15 protein-coding genes are annotated in these 16,066 nt (G+C 69.2%); 7 read left to right on the plus strand and 8 right to left on the minus strand.

Translation table 11 applies throughout. The features are described 5' to 3' along the window. Positions 1–391 precede the first annotated feature (391 nt). Together BN159_RS06060 and BN159_RS06065 are read left to right on the plus strand one after the other, a co-directional pair. Positions 392–1,741 (plus strand): alkaline phosphatase PhoX, encoded by a 1,350-nt coding sequence (locus BN159_RS06060; RefSeq protein WP_231905578.1) that lies wholly within the window; start codon positions 392–394, stop codon positions 1,739–1,741. A gap of 231 nt (positions 1,742–1,972) precedes the next feature. Continuing rightward, a complete protein-coding gene (locus BN159_RS06065; protein WP_015656038.1) occupies positions 1,973–2,338 on the plus strand; it encodes a hypothetical protein in 366 nt (121 codons plus the stop codon). 34 nt (positions 2,339–2,372) lie between these two features. Here BN159_RS06065 and BN159_RS06070 read toward each other — a convergent pair whose 3' ends face one another. Genes BN159_RS06070 through BN159_RS45200 form a run of 6 tightly spaced genes read right to left on the minus strand, consistent with a single transcriptional unit; the run spans position 2,373 to position 7,934 of the window. Next, a complete protein-coding gene (locus BN159_RS06070) occupies positions 2,373–3,338 on the minus strand; it encodes a universal stress protein (RefSeq protein WP_015656039.1) in 966 nt (321 codons plus the stop codon). 34 nt (positions 3,339–3,372) lie between these two features. After that, positions 3,373–5,196 carry an ABC transporter ATP-binding protein gene (locus BN159_RS06075; RefSeq protein WP_015656040.1) on the minus strand — a complete coding sequence of 608 codons (1,824 nt, stop codon included), beginning with the start codon at positions 5,194–5,196 and terminating at the stop codon, positions 3,373–3,375. Continuing rightward, complete coding sequence (locus BN159_RS06080) at positions 5,193–5,630, minus strand: lasso peptide biosynthesis B2 protein (RefSeq protein WP_015656041.1); 438 nt, start codon at positions 5,628–5,630, stop codon at positions 5,193–5,195. Before BN159_RS06080 ends, BN159_RS06075 begins: the two co-directional genes overlap by 4 nt. Further along, entirely contained in the window at positions 5,627–5,881 is a 255-nt protein-coding gene (locus BN159_RS06085; RefSeq protein WP_015656042.1) for a lasso peptide biosynthesis PqqD family chaperone, read from the minus strand. Before BN159_RS06085 ends, BN159_RS06080 begins: the two co-directional genes overlap by 4 nt. Before the next feature lie 28 nt (positions 5,882–5,909). Then, positions 5,910–7,769: a lasso peptide isopeptide bond-forming cyclase gene (locus BN159_RS06090; RefSeq protein ID WP_015656043.1), complete on the minus strand. Its 1,860-nt coding sequence runs from the start codon at positions 7,767–7,769 to the stop codon at positions 5,910–5,912. Positions 7,770–7,793: 24 nt separating this feature from the next. Continuing rightward, positions 7,794–7,934 carry a keywimysin-related RiPP gene (locus BN159_RS45200; RefSeq protein ID WP_231905579.1) on the minus strand — a complete coding sequence of 47 codons (141 nt, stop codon included), beginning with the start codon at positions 7,932–7,934 and terminating at the stop codon, positions 7,794–7,796. Between the two features lie 390 nt (positions 7,935–8,324). On the opposite strand from BN159_RS45200, the gene BN159_RS06095 reads away from it, so the two are divergent. The 3 genes from BN159_RS06095 to BN159_RS06105 all read left to right on the plus strand — a co-directional run bounded on the left by BN159_RS06095 (position 8,325) and on the right by BN159_RS06105 (position 10,313). Beyond that, positions 8,325–8,615 carry a hypothetical protein gene (locus tag BN159_RS06095; RefSeq protein WP_015656045.1) on the plus strand — a complete coding sequence of 97 codons (291 nt, stop codon included), beginning with the start codon at positions 8,325–8,327 and terminating at the stop codon, positions 8,613–8,615. 97 nt (positions 8,616–8,712) lie between these two features. Next, positions 8,713–9,801, plus strand: a complete 1,089-nt coding sequence (locus BN159_RS06100) for an IS630 family transposase (protein WP_015656046.1) — start codon at positions 8,713–8,715, stop codon at positions 9,799–9,801. A gap of 38 nt (positions 9,802–9,839) precedes the next feature. After that, the gene (locus BN159_RS06105; RefSeq protein WP_015656047.1) at positions 9,840–10,313 is read left to right on the plus strand and encodes a hypothetical protein; all 474 of its coding nucleotides are present in this window, start codon (positions 9,840–9,842) and stop codon (positions 10,311–10,313) included. Positions 10,314–10,385: 72 nt separating this feature from the next. Here the strand turns inward: BN159_RS06105 and BN159_RS06110 are convergent, their stop codons facing one another. After that, positions 10,386–11,912, minus strand: a complete 1,527-nt coding sequence (locus BN159_RS06110; protein WP_015656048.1) for a cellulase family glycosylhydrolase — start codon at positions 11,910–11,912, stop codon at positions 10,386–10,388. 355 nt (positions 11,913–12,267) lie between these two features. Here BN159_RS06110 and BN159_RS06115 point away from each other — a divergent pair, with 355 nt between their 5' ends. Further along, positions 12,268–13,452: a GDSL-type esterase/lipase family protein gene (locus BN159_RS06115; RefSeq protein ID WP_231905580.1), complete on the plus strand. Its 1,185-nt coding sequence runs from the start codon at positions 12,268–12,270 to the stop codon at positions 13,450–13,452. Positions 13,453–13,702: 250 nt separating this feature from the next. After that, entirely contained in the window at positions 13,703–14,470 is a 768-nt protein-coding gene (locus tag BN159_RS06120) for a mechanosensitive ion channel family protein (protein WP_015656050.1), read from the plus strand. 103 nt (positions 14,471–14,573) lie between these two features. On the opposite strand, the gene BN159_RS06125 is transcribed toward BN159_RS06120, so the two are convergent. Beyond that, on the minus strand, positions 14,574–15,821 hold the full coding sequence (locus BN159_RS06125; protein ID WP_015656051.1) for an IS110 family RNA-guided transposase: 1,248 nt from the start codon (positions 15,819–15,821) through the stop codon (positions 14,574–14,576). Positions 15,822–16,066 lie beyond the last annotated feature (245 nt).

Genomic DNA, 16,066 nt, shown 5'->3' on the forward strand with positions numbered 1-16,066 from the left:
GGTGTCGAAGCTTCCAGCACCCGATGAAGGGCGGTGCGGTATCTGTGGGTTTGTCTTCCGGCCGAGCTGTTGCATGGGCGGCGAGTTTAGCCACAGGCGAAGCCGTGGGTGTGCCCGAAACCGACGCACGGACACAGCGTCAGGGAGGGAGTGACACCCAGCCCGGCCGGTGCGCTGTACAAGGTGGATGGCGGGAAGTGGGCCCCGCCACTCCTCCCCCGACGTCCGGAGGCCCGGCAGCGGATCGGGAGCTCTTGCCGATGAATCCCGGCACCCCGAAAGAGCTTCTCCCAAAGGTCACTTCCCGTTAGGAATCGGACCGGCGGTTCGCTTCTAGGGTGACTGCCGCCGCCCCCCGGTTCGTTGTGGCGAGAGGACCTCCATGTCAGGCATGTCCGCCGAATCTTCGACCGGTCGTGGTGTTGAGCGACGCACAATTCTGCGTGGGGCGGCGGTGGTCGCGGCCGCGTCCGTCCCCTTTCAGGCACTCGCGGAGCGGACGGCTGCCGCCGCGCCGGTGAAGTTCGAGTTCGATGCCGGGTACGGGCCGCTGCGGCCCGTGAAGGACCAGGCAACCGGGCTTGAACTACTGCATCTGCCGCGGGGGTTCGAGTACGTCTCCTACGGGTGGACGAACGACCTCATGGACGACGGCGTGCGCACCCCGGGTTCGCACGACGGCATGGCGGCCTTCCGCTACGGCGACAAGGTGCACCTCGTCCGCAATCACGAGCGGGGCGCCGGGCCCGCGTTCACCGCCCCGGCGTACAACTCGGAGGCCGGGGGCGGCACGACCACGCTCGTCTTCGATCCCGACGCCGGTCAGTGGCTGGAGTCGTACGGCAGCCTCGGCGGCACCATCCGCAACTGTGCCGGCGGTCCCACCCCGTGGAACACCTGGCTCACCTGCGAGGAGACCTTCTCCACGACGGCGGGCAAGCGGCACGGCTACATCTTCGAGGTGGCCTCGGAGGGCAAGGGCGACCCGGAGCCGTACACGGCTATGGGCCGGTTCAACCACGAGGCCATCGCCGTCGACCCGGCGACCGGCTATGTGTACGAGACCGAGGACCGCGGCGACGCCTCGCTGTACCGGTTCGTCCCGGCGGTCCCGGGTGATCTGTCCAAGGGCGGCCGTCTTGAGGCCCTGCGCATCGGCGCCACGACGTACGACACCCGCCTCGACGGCGAAAAGGCGTACGGCGCTGTTTCCTGGGTGCCCGTGGAGGACGTCGACCCGGCTGCGGACACCGTGCGGATTCAGGCTCAGGCGAACGGTGCCGCGGTCTTCAGCCGTCTCGAGGGTGCCTGGTACGGCAACGGCCGCGTCTATGTGATCACGACCGACGGCGGTCCCGCCCGCCAGGGCCAGGTCTTCGAACTCGACCCGGCCGCCGACGAGTTCCGCGTCCTGTTCGCCTCGCCCGGCGCCGATGTCCTCAACGCGCCGGACAACATGTGCGTCAGCCCCAGCGGCGCCCTCGTGCTGTGCGAGGACGGCGGCGGCACCGAGTACGTCCACGGCCTGACCACCGAGGGCGAGATCTTCCGGCTCGCCGCCAACAGCGTCGACCTGCGCGGCGGTACGGCGGGCAAGAGCGTCCCGGCGGCCGACCACCGGGGCTCGGAGTGGGCCGGCTCGGTGTTCGAACCCAAGAGCGGGAACTGGCTGTTCGTGAACATCCAGACCCCGGGCATCACCTTCGCGATCACCGGGCCCTGGGCTCAGGGCGCTCTCTGAGTCACGGAGGACGCCGCGCGGCGGTGGCGCCGCATCGTGGGGGTGGCGCCACCGGACGGCTTCGAAGGTCGCACCCTCGCAGGGTTGCGGGAAGATCACGAACAATGGACGCCACGCACACGACCGAGCACGCGCTGTGTAGGCTGCGAGCGCCCCGCCGCCCTCCCCCACCGGCTGGTCCACCCGGCCCGGCTGCTCACGTCGTCGGGCACACGTACAGGGAGGAGGGGCGTGAGCACGTCGTCGCCGGACAAGCCAACCGCCGAGGAGTTGGTGGAACACATCGCCCAGGTGGGACGGGCCTTATGGGCAGCGAGCCACCTCGGCAGCCCGGCCCCGGTCGTGGCGCAGCTGCGCGACCGCATGGATCACCCCCAACCCGGTGACCTGGTCATGGAGTTCGCGCCGTTCACCTCCGGCGACTTCGACCCGGACAGTGTCGGCCGGCTGCTCGCGATCGAACGCCGGCCGGGCTGGCCCACCCGGTACGTGATCGAGCCGCTGCTTCAGCCCGGCGAGCAGCGTGACGGGATGGACCTGTCACTCATCGCCCTGCCCGACCAACGCAGCTACGCCCGGTGGGCCGACGGTTCCTGATCCCGCGGGCACCGAGACCCGACGCCAGCCGCTGTCACTCCTGCCGCGGTACCACCGCCACCGGGCACTCGGCGTGGTGCAGCACCGTGTGGCCCACGAGGCCGAGCTGGGGTCCGAGGTGGCCGTGGCGTCGATGGGCCCCGATGATCAGGAGGTCGGCGGCGGAGGACCGGGTCACCAGGGCATGGCGTGCCGAGCCCTCGACCAGGGATCGGTGCAGGCGCACGCCGCTGTGGTCCTCGGCGATGCTGTCCAGCGCCTGGCCGAGGAGCTCCGAGGCACGGTCCTCCTCGGCGTGGGCAGGCTCACCGGTCAGCAGCGGATGCGGTGCCGTCCGGTGCGCCGGGCGCCGCCAGGCCCGTACGGCCTCGACTTCGCACTCACGCGCCTCGGCCTCCCGGAAGGCGTACCGGACCGCGGCGGCGGCCGTGGTGTCGCCTACGCCCAGGACGATGCGAGCGTTGGCCGTTCGTCTGTTCTCCGCCCTGCCGCGCACGACGACTACCGGGCAGGGGGCGCGGGCCGCGAGGGAGAGACCGACCGAGCCCAGCAGGAGTTCCCTGATCGGGCCCCTGCCCCGTACCCCGGTCACGACGGTACTGGCGAGGCTCGCCTCGCGCAGCAGCGCCGAGACGGGGTCCTCCGGGAGCACGCTGGTGGTGATCTCCAGGTTCGGCGCGCGCTGCCGGGCACGCTGGTCAGCCAGCGCCACGACGCCCTCGGCGAGATCGTGTTCCGTCACCACGTCCGGGGCGGCCCCCGGGGTCTCCGCCAGGGCATCCCCCTCGTACCGCTCCCACAGCGAGGCGTGGACGATCCGCAAGGGCAGCCCGTGGCGTACCGCCGCGTCCGCGGCCCAGTCCACGGCATCGAGGCCGGCCTCCGAGCCGTCGACACCCACGATCACGGGCAGCTCCATGCTCCCCACCGCCTTCAGCGCCGGGACACTGCTTCTCCCATTGTCCTTCTCGGGGGCGCCGAGCACCCGGCGTGCACCCAACCGGGAATCCTGCCGCCTGACAGCTACGCCTCGTTCACTGAGTCGAATGAGCGCCGGTCGGCAAGGCGTTCTCGGAGGCCGCTGTGGTGCGCAGTGTCTGTCCCTTGGCCAGGGTCCGGTAGGCGGTGCTGATGGCGAGGAGTTCCTCGTGTCGGCCGGATGCGATGACGCGGCCGTGGTCGAGGACGTTGATGTGGTCGGAGTGCTGGACGGTGGAGAGCCGGTGGGCGATGACCAGGACGGCGCAGGTCCGGCTGATCTCCTTGAGGGCCGCGGTGAGAGCGGTCTCGTTGGCGGCGTCCAGGTGGGAGGTCGGTTCGTCGAGGAGGAGCAATCGCGGGCGGGTGAGCAGGGCGCGGGCCAGGGCGACGCGTTGGCGTTCGCCGCCCGACAGGTTCGCTCCGTGCTCGCCGACCGTGCCGTGCAGACCTCCGGGAAGTCGCTCGACGACGGTCTCCAGGCGGGTCAGCCGGACCACGCGGTCCACGTCCGCGTCCGTCGCGTCGGGGACGCCGTAGGTGATGTTGTCGCGGAGTGTGCCGTGGACGACGGAATTGTTCTGGTCGACGACGGCGATGCGTTCCCGGCAGGTGGGGCGGGTGAGCGAGGTGGCCGGCCTGCCTTCGAAGTGCAGGGTTCCGGAGTCGGGTTCGTAGAAGCGGGCGATCAGGGCGAAGATCGTGCTCTTGCCCGCGCCGGACGGCCCGACCAGGGCCACCTGGCTGCGGTGGGGCACGCTGAGACTCACGCCGTTCAGGACCGGGTGTCCGGGCCGGTAGGAGAAGTGAACGTCGGACAGGAGCAGGGCCGGCGCGTCCGCGGAGACGGTGCGCGGGGACGGGGGTGCCGGCTCGGCGGTGGTGGGTTCGACCGGCAGTGCCAGCGCCTCCTCGACGCGTTGCTGTGCGCCCGCGCCGCGCTGGATGAGGCCGATCGCGCGGAAGACGGAGGACAGCGGCAGGACCAGGTAGGAGGCGTACAGGAGGAAGGCGACGAGGTCGCCGAGGGACCTGTCGCCGCCGCTGCCCACGCGCAGCCCGCCGATGACCAGGACCAGCAGGAAGGAGCCCTGTACGGCGAGTTCGACGGCGGAGCTCATGACCGCCGCGTACTTGGCGGTGCGCACCCCCGCGTCGCGGGCCTCGTCGACACGCGCGCCGATGCGGGCGGCCTCGCGGTCCTCCGCGCGGTGCACTCTGACCATCGCCAGGGCGCCGAGGGCGCGTTCGAGGTCGGCGGAGATGGCGCCGACGGCGCCCTGCATGGTTTCGGAGGCGGCTCGGATGCGGGCCAGCAGCGAAGTGACCACGGCCGCGGCTGCCGCGACCGTCACGGTGACGACCAGTAGGAGCAGCGGGTCGAGCCATGCCATCAGGACAAGCGCGCCCGCTGCCGCCAGGGCACCGGTGACCAGGTCCACGAGGGCCTGGGAGACGACTTCCCTCAGGAGTGTGGTGTCGGCGGTCACGCGGGCTGTCAGGTCTCCGCCGCGGTGACGGCCGTACTCCCGCATCTCCAGCCGTAGCAGCCGGTTCACCAGGCCGTGGCGCAGTTGCCGCACCACGCCTTCGCCGGTGCGCTCCAGCAGGTAACGGCCGAGGGCTCCGGTACCGGCCTCGGCGGTGAACAACGCGCCCAGCAGAAGCAGGGACAGGCCCACCGGTCCGCCTCCGGTGCTGGCGTCCACCACCTCTTTCGCGACGAGCGGCTGAGCCAGTCCGAGCCCCGACGCCACGAGGGTGAACGCGGTGGCCGCGGCGATGGCGGTCCGGTGCCCGGCGGTGAGGCCGTACACCGCGGCCACCGAGGAGCGGGCCGTACCGCTCTCTCCCGGGCCGCGCTTGTGGCGGGCCGTCACTGGCGCCTGCTCCCGGACAGGGGCTCTACGGCGATCAGGCGGGCGAAGTACGCGTCGGACACCCCTTCGTCGACCGGATGGCCCGCCACTTCGATCCAGGCGTGGGCGGTGAAGGGGGGAACGACACGGACGCCGGTGCACCAGGTCGGCCACGTGCCACCGAGGCGGCACACCAGGGCGGCGCCGAGCGAGCGGGGCAGGCAGCCTTTGGGGCCGGCGCAGCGCAGGCTCACCGCGCACATCGCGTCACGAGCCCGCTTGGCCCGTTCCTCATCGGCGGGTGCGGCGCCCCGGCGCAGCAGTTCCAGGAACCTGCGCAGGTGCCGGGGCGGCAGCAGGGACAGGGCGACGGCGGGCAGGAAGACGGCTCTGGCCGCCAGGCGGTGTCCGAAGGGGACGTCGTGGGCTCGCTCGATGGCGCTCGGCGTGGTCACGTCGCCAGTCCGCTCGCGCGCAGGTCCTGAACCAGGGTGTTGACGTCGTTGCGCGCCTGGCTCTGGGGAACGTCGTACTCGCGCATGAGCGCGGTGGTGGCGGCCTCCTCGTCACCGCCTGCCATGAGCGTCTCGATCACGAGCGTTGCTGTGGGGTTCAACTCCCAGTACTGGCCGGTGCGTTGGTCGAGGAGGACGGTGCCGTAGTCGGTGGCCGCCGTGGATACGTCGGCGCCGAACCGCAGAGCCATGGAATTCCTTTCGCTTGTTCGGGGCCCGTCAGTGGAGGCCGGATGATGGGCCGTGAGCCACTCGGGACAGCGAGCGCAGCCAGACCTCGGCGGCGATCGTCGAGTACAGGACGGCGTCACGCAGTTCAGGAGTGGCCGGTCGCTGGGCCAGGCGGCGCAGCATGTCCGCGTCGACCAGGCCCATCCGCGCCAGATGGGAGTCCTCCCACAGCGCCATGAGGTCGCCGCGGTGCCGGCGCAGACCGTCGGCGGCGTCCATGGACGCGGCGGCCTTGTTGCTGCGCCGCAGAGAGGGCTCCGGCACGATGCCGTGCATGGCGGCGGTCAGCAGCGGTTTGTACCGCCAGGGCGAGACGCGTTCGGAGGGGCGGACGGCGAGGCAGGCCTCGATGACGCGGTCGTCGAGAAAGGGTGAGGCCATGGGTACGCCCGTGCGGGCGGCCATGTGGTCCCACTGCCGGATGATGCGGGAGCAGGAGCGGATCTGCTCCAGATCGGTGTGCAGACCGCGGTCACGGTGCAACGGCCGCGCCCGTTCGGCTGCTTGGCGCAGCGCGGCGCCCGCGAGATCCTCCGCCTCCGGGGTCACCCAGGCGAACAGACGCGGGCTCATCCCCCAGCCGAGCCCCGCGGACACGGTGTCGGGCAGCGGGTCGCGCATCCGGTGTTCGGCATCCGCGAGCCAGGTGCCGTACGACCGGCCGTCGGCGAGGGCGCGCAGCATGCCGCCCAGCGGCCACTGCCACAGCGCCTTGAAGCCGCGCAGCTGCCGCAGCGCGAAGAGCGGGCGGGTGCGCGCCATCCGGTGGTAGTACGCCTCCGAGCACCAGGCCACGTGATCGCCGCCGATGCCGGTCAGATGCAGCCGACTGCCGTGCTCGGCAAGAGCGGGCAGGTGGTGCAGGACCCGGGAACGGTCCATGACGCCGATGGTCGGCTCGTCCAGCAGGTCGTCGATGTCCAGCAGGTCGGTGTAGACGAGCGGGGAGTCCTCTGCGTCCCAGATCACGTGCTCGACGCCGGGCAGGCGTCGGGCTGCCTGCTGGGCCCAGTACAGGTCGGTGTCGGCGGGATCGCGGCCGGGCCAGGTGGAGGCGACGACGCGGGCCGGCGAGCGATGGGCGAGGAAGGTGATCGAGGTGGAGTCGAGTCCTCCGGACAGGTCGCAACTGACCACCCCGCCCTGCCGGGTACGTGCCGCGACCGCCTCGACGAGGGCTTCCTGGACCCGTGGCGCGCCCATCGCCAGCGGCACGGTCGGTTCGGGAGGCGTCCACCAAGGGGTGTGGCGTGCCAGGTGCCCGTCGGCGGACAGCTCCAGCGCGTCCTGCGGTGCCACGGCGGTGATGCCGCGCCACATCGGGGCCTGGTACAGAGGGTGCGGCACGGGCCACAGCAGGCGTACCGCGATCTGTTCCGGGTCGGGATCCGCGCCCAGGGCCGCGGCCAGGACGTCGGCGCGGGTGGCGGCCACCTGCACGCCGTCGACCTCGGCGTGGAAGACCAGGCGCAGTCCGGAGGCGGTGCCTCGGACGTGGATCCGGCCGTCGACGCAGGCCAGGAGGTGGAAGCTGCCGGGCAGTGAGCGTGCCCAGGTGTCGATGTCGGAGAGGTTGCGGGCACGGCCCGCGGCACGCCTCAGGTCGGCCGCGTCGACGTCGCTGCGGCCGAGGAGGGCCAGCGCGACCGTGGAGCCGGCCCGCGCCTGGACGATCTCGTCGTCGCGCCAGCGGCCGATCAGCCAAGGGCGGCCGGAGTCGTGTTCCAGGGTCTGCGTGCCGGGGCGGGAGAACGAGCGGGCCACGGCGGCCGCGTCCGCACAGTCCGGGAAGACTGTGCAGTACGCGTCGCCACGGCCCGCCGCCGCACTCTCGTGCAGTTCAGTCATGACGTCGGATCAGGCTCCGCCGAGTCAGTTCTTGCTGAGGATCAGCCGGTCGTTGCCCGAGCGCCCCAGCAGCCCCGTCTGCTTCCGGAACGAACCCAGTCGCACCAGCGTCGGCGCCTCGTAGACCTTCTTCATGAAGAATTCCTCCTCAACGGTGGATTTCACGGCCTGCGTCCATTCGGAACTCAGGCCGTGCCCTTTCGACAATCGACTGTCACAGCTTCACCGCACCTCGACAAGCGAAATGGAAATAGTCCTACTAACCGGGCACGCGCGGCTCGTTACCACACTCTCGGATCTAGGTATACGGATCCTGCCTGGTCCAATGCTTCCGCCGGACCGAGACGGGGCATCATGGCGAATGCGCACAAGGATTCATATCGGCCGCCTGAAAATGGACGCCGCGAATTGAAGCCTGCCTGTTCACGTGCTGTTGGTTCATCTGTCTTGTGACGAGATGCCGTAGGGGACATTCGAGTGGACTGCGGCCGTGCGCCGCAACCGCCCGCGCTCCCCCACCCGTTGTCTTCTCCATATCCGACCGAGGAGGCACTCGTGACCGGAAATCAGATTTTCACCACGGGCAGCGCTGCGCTTCAGGATCTCGACCCCTACCGCTTCCCTGCCGCGCGCATCGACGACTACGTCCTGCCGGTACCGGACCCGGCCGATCGCCCGTCCAGTCCCGTCGAACCGACCGACCGTCGCCGCCTGGACCTGCATGCCGCGCTCACCACCGCCGGCATCGCACCCCTGCCCGGCGACCTCGACGCCATCAAGGCCCTGTGCCGGTTGGACGACCCGACCCAGGCCGCGCTCCGGCGATGGATCAACCATGGCGCGTGACCGCGCCCGGGGATCACACACGCACAGGCCAGGACTTGTCAGTGCCTGCCGCTAGTGTCCTGAGTCGTTAGTTCGCTTGCGGTTGTAGGGTGGGGCGGTGCCTGGTCCGAAGCCGTTGCCGCTGGAACTGTCCGATCACGAACGCCGGGTGCTGCGGGGTTGGTTGCGCAAACAGACCGCCTCGCAGGCGCTGGTGTTGCGGTCGAGGGTCGTGCTGGCGTGCGCGGAGGGCATGTCGAACGCGCGGGTCGCGGATGACCTGGGTGTCTCGCGGGAGACGGTGCGCAAGTGGCGGTCCCGGTTCGCCGCGGACCGGCTGGAGGGTCTGGTGGACCGGCCGCGTCCGGGGCCGCCGCGGAAGATCACGGACGAGCAGGTCGAAGCTCTGGTCGCCAGGACGCTCGGCCAGGCGCCGCCGACGGGTGATTCGCACTGGTCGACGCGTTCGATGGCCGATGCCGCGGGCATGTCGCAGTCGGCTGTCTCGCGGATCTGGCGGGCGTTCGGCCTCAAACCGCACATCGTGGAGACCTGGAAACTGTCGACCGACCCGCAGTTCGTGACCAAGGTCCGCGACGTGGTGGGCATTTACCTGTCCCCGCCGGAGAACGCCCTGGTTCTGGCGGTCGACGAGAAGTCGCAGATACAGGCCTTGGACCGGACCCAGCCAGTGCTGCCGATGGCGCCGACCACGCCGGCGAGGATGACGCACGACTACGTCCGGCATGGCACAACCAGCTTGTTCGCCGCCCTGGACATCGCCTCTGGCTCGGTCATCGCCCAGCACTACCGCCGCCACCGCCACCAGGAGTTCCTTCGCTTCCTGAAGGTCATCGACGCGGCCGTTCCCAAGCACCTCGAACTCCACCTGATCCTGGACAACTACGCCACCCACAAGACCGAGCCGGTCAAGAAGTGGCTGCTTCGGCATCCCCGCTTCCATCTGCACTTCACTCCCACCTCGGCGTCCTGGCTCAACCTCGTCGAGCGCTGGTTCGCGGAGCTGACCTGCCGCAAACTCCGCCGCTCGGCCCACCGCAGCGTCGTCGAACTGGAACGGGACATCCGCGGCTGGATCAACGAGTGGAACAAGAGCCCCAAGCCGTTCGTCTGGACGAAGACCGCCGACGACATCCTCGACACTCTTGCCGCGTACTGCACACGAATTAACGACTCAGGACACTAGCGTTTCGGCCGTTCGCATACTTCAAGGAGGGCGGCTCGGTGGGTGCCAGTGGGTGGGATTACGTCACCGCGTACGACGGGGATGTCGAGGCGGCGCTGGAGGCGTTGCAGGCCAGGGTGTTTCAGGAGGAGTACGGGGACGGTTCCCAGTACCGAAGCATGGAGGACCTGTACGAGGACGCGGAGTTCATGGGGAACGAGGGCACGCACACGATCCTCGACATCGACAGAGTCGTTGCCCTGGACATCCCGCCGATGCAGTCCTGTGTCTCCGACTACAACACTCTGCGCCCCTTGGCACTCAGCCGCGTAGTCCACCACTTCGGTACGGACCGACCCACTGTCGAGCAGTACGAGACGCTCGTCGCCGCTGCCAACCAGGTCGCGACCCACGAGGAGCACGTACGGACTCTTCTCGGCGAGTGTCGGATGCGATGGACCGGTTACTACGTCGTCCTCCGCTCCGATGACAAGCCCACCCACCTGGGGATCTTCGGGTTCTCGGGCGATTAGCGGCAGCCCGCGGAGACCGACTCCAGGCATGCCGCTCTCCGCCCGACCGGTCGGGCGGAGAGCGGCTGCTGATCAGGTCGTGGGGAAGGAGTCCGGGGTGCGGATTCGGTCGCGGATCCAGACACCTGCCGGCTTGAGTGAAGTGGTGCCGGTCCAGGGGCCGTTGTTGTTGCACGTGCCGGGCTTGAAGACGGCTCCGGAGCGTTCGTCGTCGGAGAAGTTCCAATTGACCCAGCTGATCTTCTTGTTGGCCATCAGGTCGAGGTACTGCTGGGTGCGGGTGAAGTTGTTCGGGCCGTCACCGGAGGCTTCCTGGGTGCCGAACTCGGTGACGAAGATCGGGATGCGGTCCGATGCCCGGTTGAGCGCGTCCAGGTACTCCTGGTCGTGCGAGGCCGCGTAGAAGTGGAAGGTGTACATGATGTTGGTCGCCTGGACCGGGTTGTTGATGATGTCGGTCTCGTTGCGGCCGTCCGAGATTCCGAGGGAGCCCCAGCCGTGGGTGCCGATGAGGATCGGGGTGGTGGGGTCCTGGGCGCGGATGACGGGGATGAGCTGCTCGGCGTAGGACTTGATCCGTGACCAGCTGACGCCGTTGGGTTCGTTGGCGATGTCGTACAGCAGGTTGGTCTTGCCGCGGTGGCGCTGCGCGATCTCGGTGAAGAACGTCTTGGCGCGGGACAGGTTGTAGTTGGGGTCTCCGGGCGTGAGCTGGTGCCAGTCGACGAGGGCGTACATGCCGCGGGCCGTGGCCATCTCGATGAGCTGATGGACCCGGTCGGTGAACATCCTCGGGTTGGTCTCGTAGCCGCCCTCTTGGACATAGAGGGAGATGCGCAGTACGTCGGAGTTCCAGTCGGTGGCGAGCGCGTCCAGGGAACCGTTGGTCAGACAGTGGCTGTACCACTGGAGGCCGTGGCTGCTCATGCCTCGCAGTTGGATGGGCTTGCCGTACTGGTTGCACAGCTTCACACCGCACACCTTGAGCCGGCCGTTGATCGCGGCGGGAGTGGTGCCCGGCGGGGTTCCGCCGTCGCTCTGGGTGGTGGCGGTGACGGCGTTGGAGGCCGGTGAGATGTTGCCCGCCGCGTCGCGGGCGCGGACGGTGAAGGTGTACGCCGTGCTCGCCGACAGACTGCCGACGGTGTGCGAGGTGCCGGCCGTCGTGGCGACCTGGGCGCCGTCGCGGTACACCACATATCCGGTCACCCCCACATTGTCGCCGGCGGCGTTCCAGGCCAGGGACACGCTGGAGGATGTGGTGCCGGTGCTGCGCAGGCTGGCGGGGGCAGAGGGCGCGGTGGTGTCGGTGCCGCCGCTGCTGTCACCGAGCAGCTTCCACAGGGCGGGTGTGTTGGAGGGCTCCCAGCCGGTCAGGGAGGTGTGGCTCTGAAGGCATTCGTAGTCCTTGCCGCCGTAGGAGACTCGCGTGCCCACGGTGTACGAGGTGTTCGGCTGCCACTGTGCGTAGGCGGCGACCTGAGCGCCGGCCGCGGGGGCGCGCTCGGTGACGGTGGCGAGCGCGGGGGAAGGAGCGAGGCCGAAGCCGAGTGCGGCAAGCAGGGTGCCGGCTAGCAGAGTTGACAGGGGTCTGCGCATTGCGTCCTCCTGGTGGGGTCTCAACTGACGGTGATCTTGACCTCGATTGTTAGTAAAGTTTCCTTACACTTGCCCGGAGGTTAGGGCTTTGACGGAGCACGGTCAATAGCGGGGAGCGAGTCGGTCACGTAGACCCGCACCCTGGCGGGATTCCGCTCCGCGGCGTTGCGGAAAACAGAACGGTCACGTGGCCGGAAATCCTCGTCACCTACCTAGCGGTAACAAGGCGCCGTGTGCCACATTCCTGCCTGCCACCGACCCGATGGCCCCTCTCACCTGCGTGCCACACACCCAGGGGTGACCCCTGCTCCTGTCCGGATATCACCCCTGGCCTGGCTGAACGACGGAGTTCGCCGTGTCTGAAAACGCCCCCTCGCCCCGAGCCGGCGCACGTGTCCGACGACGCCTCGTCACCGCACTGACCGCGGCGACCATGCTCGGCACCGCCCTCGCCGCGGCCGAGCCCGCCACCGCGAGCCCGTCGAGCGGCCCCACCGCGATCGTCTCCCTCGGCGACAGCTACATCTCCGGCGAGGCCGGGCGCTGGCGCGGCAACAGCCTGAACAACAGTGGCAGCCGGGACGGCTCCGACCGGGCATGGACGGGGAGCACCTACGATCCCACGCGCGTGTACGGCGACACGGCGGCCAACGGCTGCCACCGCTCCGACTCCGCTGAGGTCAACAGCGCCACCGGCACCGGCGTGCAGACCGTGGTCAACCTCGCCTGCTCAGGCGCCACCACCGCCAACGTCTTCCGCTCCGCCTCCGGCGGCCAGCCCTACAAGGGCGAGACCCCACAGGCCGATCGCCTCGCCGCCGTCGCCGCCTCCCACGACGTGAAGGCCATCGCGCTGTCGGTCGGCGGCAACGACCTGGGCTTCGCCGCCATCATCGAGAAGTGCGCCAAGGACTACATCGTCTGGTACTCGTACTGCCACGACGACCAGCAGCCCGTCGTGGACGCGAAGATCGACACCGTGATGGCGGGCGTGGCCAAGAGCATCGACGAGATCCGTGCCGTCATGACCACGGCCGGCTACAGCGCCGGCTCGTACCGGATCATCCTCCAGTCCTACCCGTCGCCCATCCCGCGCGGCGCCGAGAACCGCTACAGCGAAAGCGGTTGGTCCCGCGTCTCCACCGGCGGCTGTCCCTTCTGGAACAAGGACTCCGACTGGGCCCGCGACTCCCTCGTCCCGCAGCTCGCGACCCGGCTGCGACAGGTCGCCACCGCCAAGGGCGTCGAGTTCCTGGACCTGCGCGACATGCTCCAGGGCCGCGAAGTGTGCGCGAAGGCAAGCCAGTTGGTCACGTCGACCCAGTCACCGTCGGCCACGAGCAGCGAGTGGGCCCGCTGGATAGACAGCAACGAGACCCAGGGCCCCGTCCAGGAATCCATGCACCCCAACTACTACGGCCAACTCGGCCAGGGCCGCTGCCTCACCCTCGCCTACACAGCCGCACCGGGCGGCCACCACACGTGCCGCAACACCCCCGGAGCGGGCACGACCGGCATGTACCTCACGCCTCTGTCGTGACAACCCTCCGCGCCAGTACCGATTTCGCGGCCGGATCCGTATACCTAAGACCTTCGGCGCCATCGCGCAACTCGACCTGGGTTTCCCTCCGGTCCAGTTGTCCGCTGTTGGGTTCCGGCGTGCGGCCTCGGTCTCAGGCAGAGGTTCGATCGTCCCTTCTTTCGACTCATGTGCGTGGCGACACCGCGCCGTTCTGCGGATGGCCGCGTTAGCCGCAGGACGGATACCGCACACAGACGAAAGGATTCTGATGGCCGTCTTGTCCATCGACTTCACGCAGGGCCTCGACGACGCCTGGTCCAAGATCGCTCAGTTCGTGCCGAAGCTCGCTGGTTTCCTGGTCATCCTGGCCATCGGCTGGTTCGTGTCCAAGATGATCGGCCGCGTCCTCGATCGCGTCCTGCGCAAGGCGGGATCGGAGCGGCTGGCGGAACGGGCCGGAGTGGACCGCATGCTCCTGAACTCCGCTCACGACCTGACGGGCATCGTTTGCAGAATCGTTTATTGGACGCTGATGCTCATCACGCTTCAGCTCGCGCTCGGCGTCCTCGGGCCCAACCCGGTCAGCACCATGATCAACGAACTGGTCGCCTGGCTGCCGCGCGCCGTGGTCGCCGTGATCCTCATCGTTGTCGCCATGGCCATCGCCAACGCAGTTCGCACCATCGTCGCGAGCGCGCTCTCCGGCGTCTCCTACGGGCCGACGGTCGCAGGCCTGGTCTGGGGGGCCATCGTGGCACTGGGCGCCGTCGCGGCGCTCGGACAGGCCGGCATCGCCACCACGGTCACCCAGCCGATGCTGTACGCGGTGCTGGCTACGGTGACGGGCATCCTGATCGTCGGCGTGGGCGGAGGCATGATCCGGCCGATGCGGCACCGCTGGGAGCGCTGGCTGGACACTGCCGAGCAAGAAGCCGCGCGAACTCGCGGCGTCTCCCCGGCTTATCAGGCCGGGCCCCACGACGCCTGGACGACCACTGCGGAGCGTGATGCGGAGGGGCAGGATCGTCGCTGGTAGGTGACGGGACCCGCTTCCGAAGTCGGCACCGTGGTTCGGCCCGGGAGAGCGGCACATCGAAGCTCTCTTGAAAATCAGCCGAGGGCTCCGACGTTTGCCCAGGTCAAGCGGTGTCCTGGCGGGGCGCGATGGTGACGTCGTGGCCAAGTGCCGCGAGTTGGGCGAGCAGGCGTCGGGTCTGCCGTTCCCTGCCCAGTCGGCTGGTGAAGTGATCGGCTCCCAGGTCCCGGTAGGGGACATCGTCGTGCAAGATGTGCCACGCGGCGACGAGGATGGAGTGCCCGACCGCGACGGTCGCCCGTTTCACGCCGCGGTGTGGCACCAGCCTCCGGAACTGGGCGCCGAGGTAGGTGGTCTTCATCCTGGCGGCGCTTGAACCGGCCATGTATAAAGCGGTCTTGAGCCATGTGTCGCCGTGCCGGGTCCGGCCGGACATTCGTTTGCCGGCGGACTCGTTGTTTCCCGGGCACATCCCCGCCCAGGAGGCGAGGTGGCCGGCGGTGGCGAACCTGCTCATGTCCACCCCGATCTCCGCGATGATGACCTGAGCCAGGACCAGGCTGACGCCGGGGATCGTGGTCAGCAGCTCGGCCTGGCGCTGCAGCGGCTGCAGTTGACGAGCGATCTCCTGGCTCAGCTGAGCGATCCGGGCGTCTGCCTGGTCGATCGCCCGCAGCATCGCCGCGACCATGAACGCGTGGTGGTCGGTGAAGCTGTTGGTCAGCGCGCGGTTCAGCAGTGGCACCTTCTCCAGCATGCGGCCCAGCGCCATCCCCGCCAGTACTTGCGGATCACGCTCCCCGGCGACCAGGGCATCGAGCATGCTCCGGGCGGACCGGCCGGTGTTGTCGGAGACCACGGCGCTGAGCTTGATGCCTGCGTCCTCGAGGAACATCGCCAGCCGGTAGACGTCCCTGGCCCGGTCCCGGACGGTCTCGGTGCGATAGCGGGTCAGATCCCGCAGCTGTCGGATGTCGCGCGGCGGTACGAAACTGGGCCTCACCAGCCCGTGCTCGATCAGGCGGCAGATCCACTCGCAGTCCCTGACGTCGGTCTTGCGCCCCGGTACGGTCTTGATGTGCTGGGCGTTCAGCAGCCACGGCTCGATGCCTTCCGTCGCGTCGAGCAGGTAGTACAACGGCTTCCAGTAGGACGTGGTGGCCTCCATACCCACCCTGGTGATCTCGTTCTCCAGCAGCCAGTCCCGCAGTTCCAGCAGGCCGTCGCACATCGTCGAGAACGTACGCACCTCGCGACGGCTCCGCTTCCCCTTCCCCGGGACCCGGATGCATACCTTGCACTCGATCTTGCCCAGGTCGACCCCGGCGCAGCGTTCCTCGAACACGTCCATAGCCGCCTCCTGACGACCGGTTCGGTCAGCCGGCGGTGCCCGCCCTTCCGGGGCCACAGGATTCGAAGAAGCTCTCTTGCGTGCTCATGGCAACATCACCGGACTCCTGCACACGGTCCCTGCGTCCGACTTCGTTTCGGGCTCAAGACTCGGCGCCAAGCTCCATCGACGTCCTCCGGACGAGCACCACCCGAATTTTCCCGGCCACGGGGCGGGCCCGCCAGGGACCGGGACGACTTCGTTGC

It is taken from the genome of Streptomyces davaonensis JCM 4913, from assembly GCF_000349325.1.
GTDB lineage: Bacteria > Actinomycetota > Actinomycetes > Streptomycetales > Streptomycetaceae > Streptomyces > Streptomyces davaonensis.

Coding starts and splice junctions, on each gene's coding strand:
- BN159_RS06125 (WP_015656051.1), bottom strand. CDS start 15,821: ATGGACGTGTTCGAGGAACGCTGCGCCGGGGTCGACCTGGGCAAGATC.
- BN159_RS06085 (WP_015656042.1), bottom strand. CDS start 5,881: ATGGCTCTGCGGTTCGGCGCCGACGTATCCACGGCGGCCACCGACTAC.
- BN159_RS06120 (WP_015656050.1), top strand. CDS start 13,703: ATGGCCGTCTTGTCCATCGACTTCACGCAGGGCCTCGACGACGCCTGG.
- BN159_RS06060 (WP_231905578.1), top strand. CDS start 392: ATGTCCGCCGAATCTTCGACCGGTCGTGGTGTTGAGCGACGCACAATT.
- BN159_RS06090 (WP_015656043.1), bottom strand. CDS start 7,769: ATGACTGAACTGCACGAGAGTGCGGCGGCGGGCCGTGGCGACGCGTAC.
- BN159_RS06110 (WP_015656048.1), bottom strand. CDS start 11,912: ATGCGCAGACCCCTGTCAACTCTGCTAGCCGGCACCCTGCTTGCCGCA.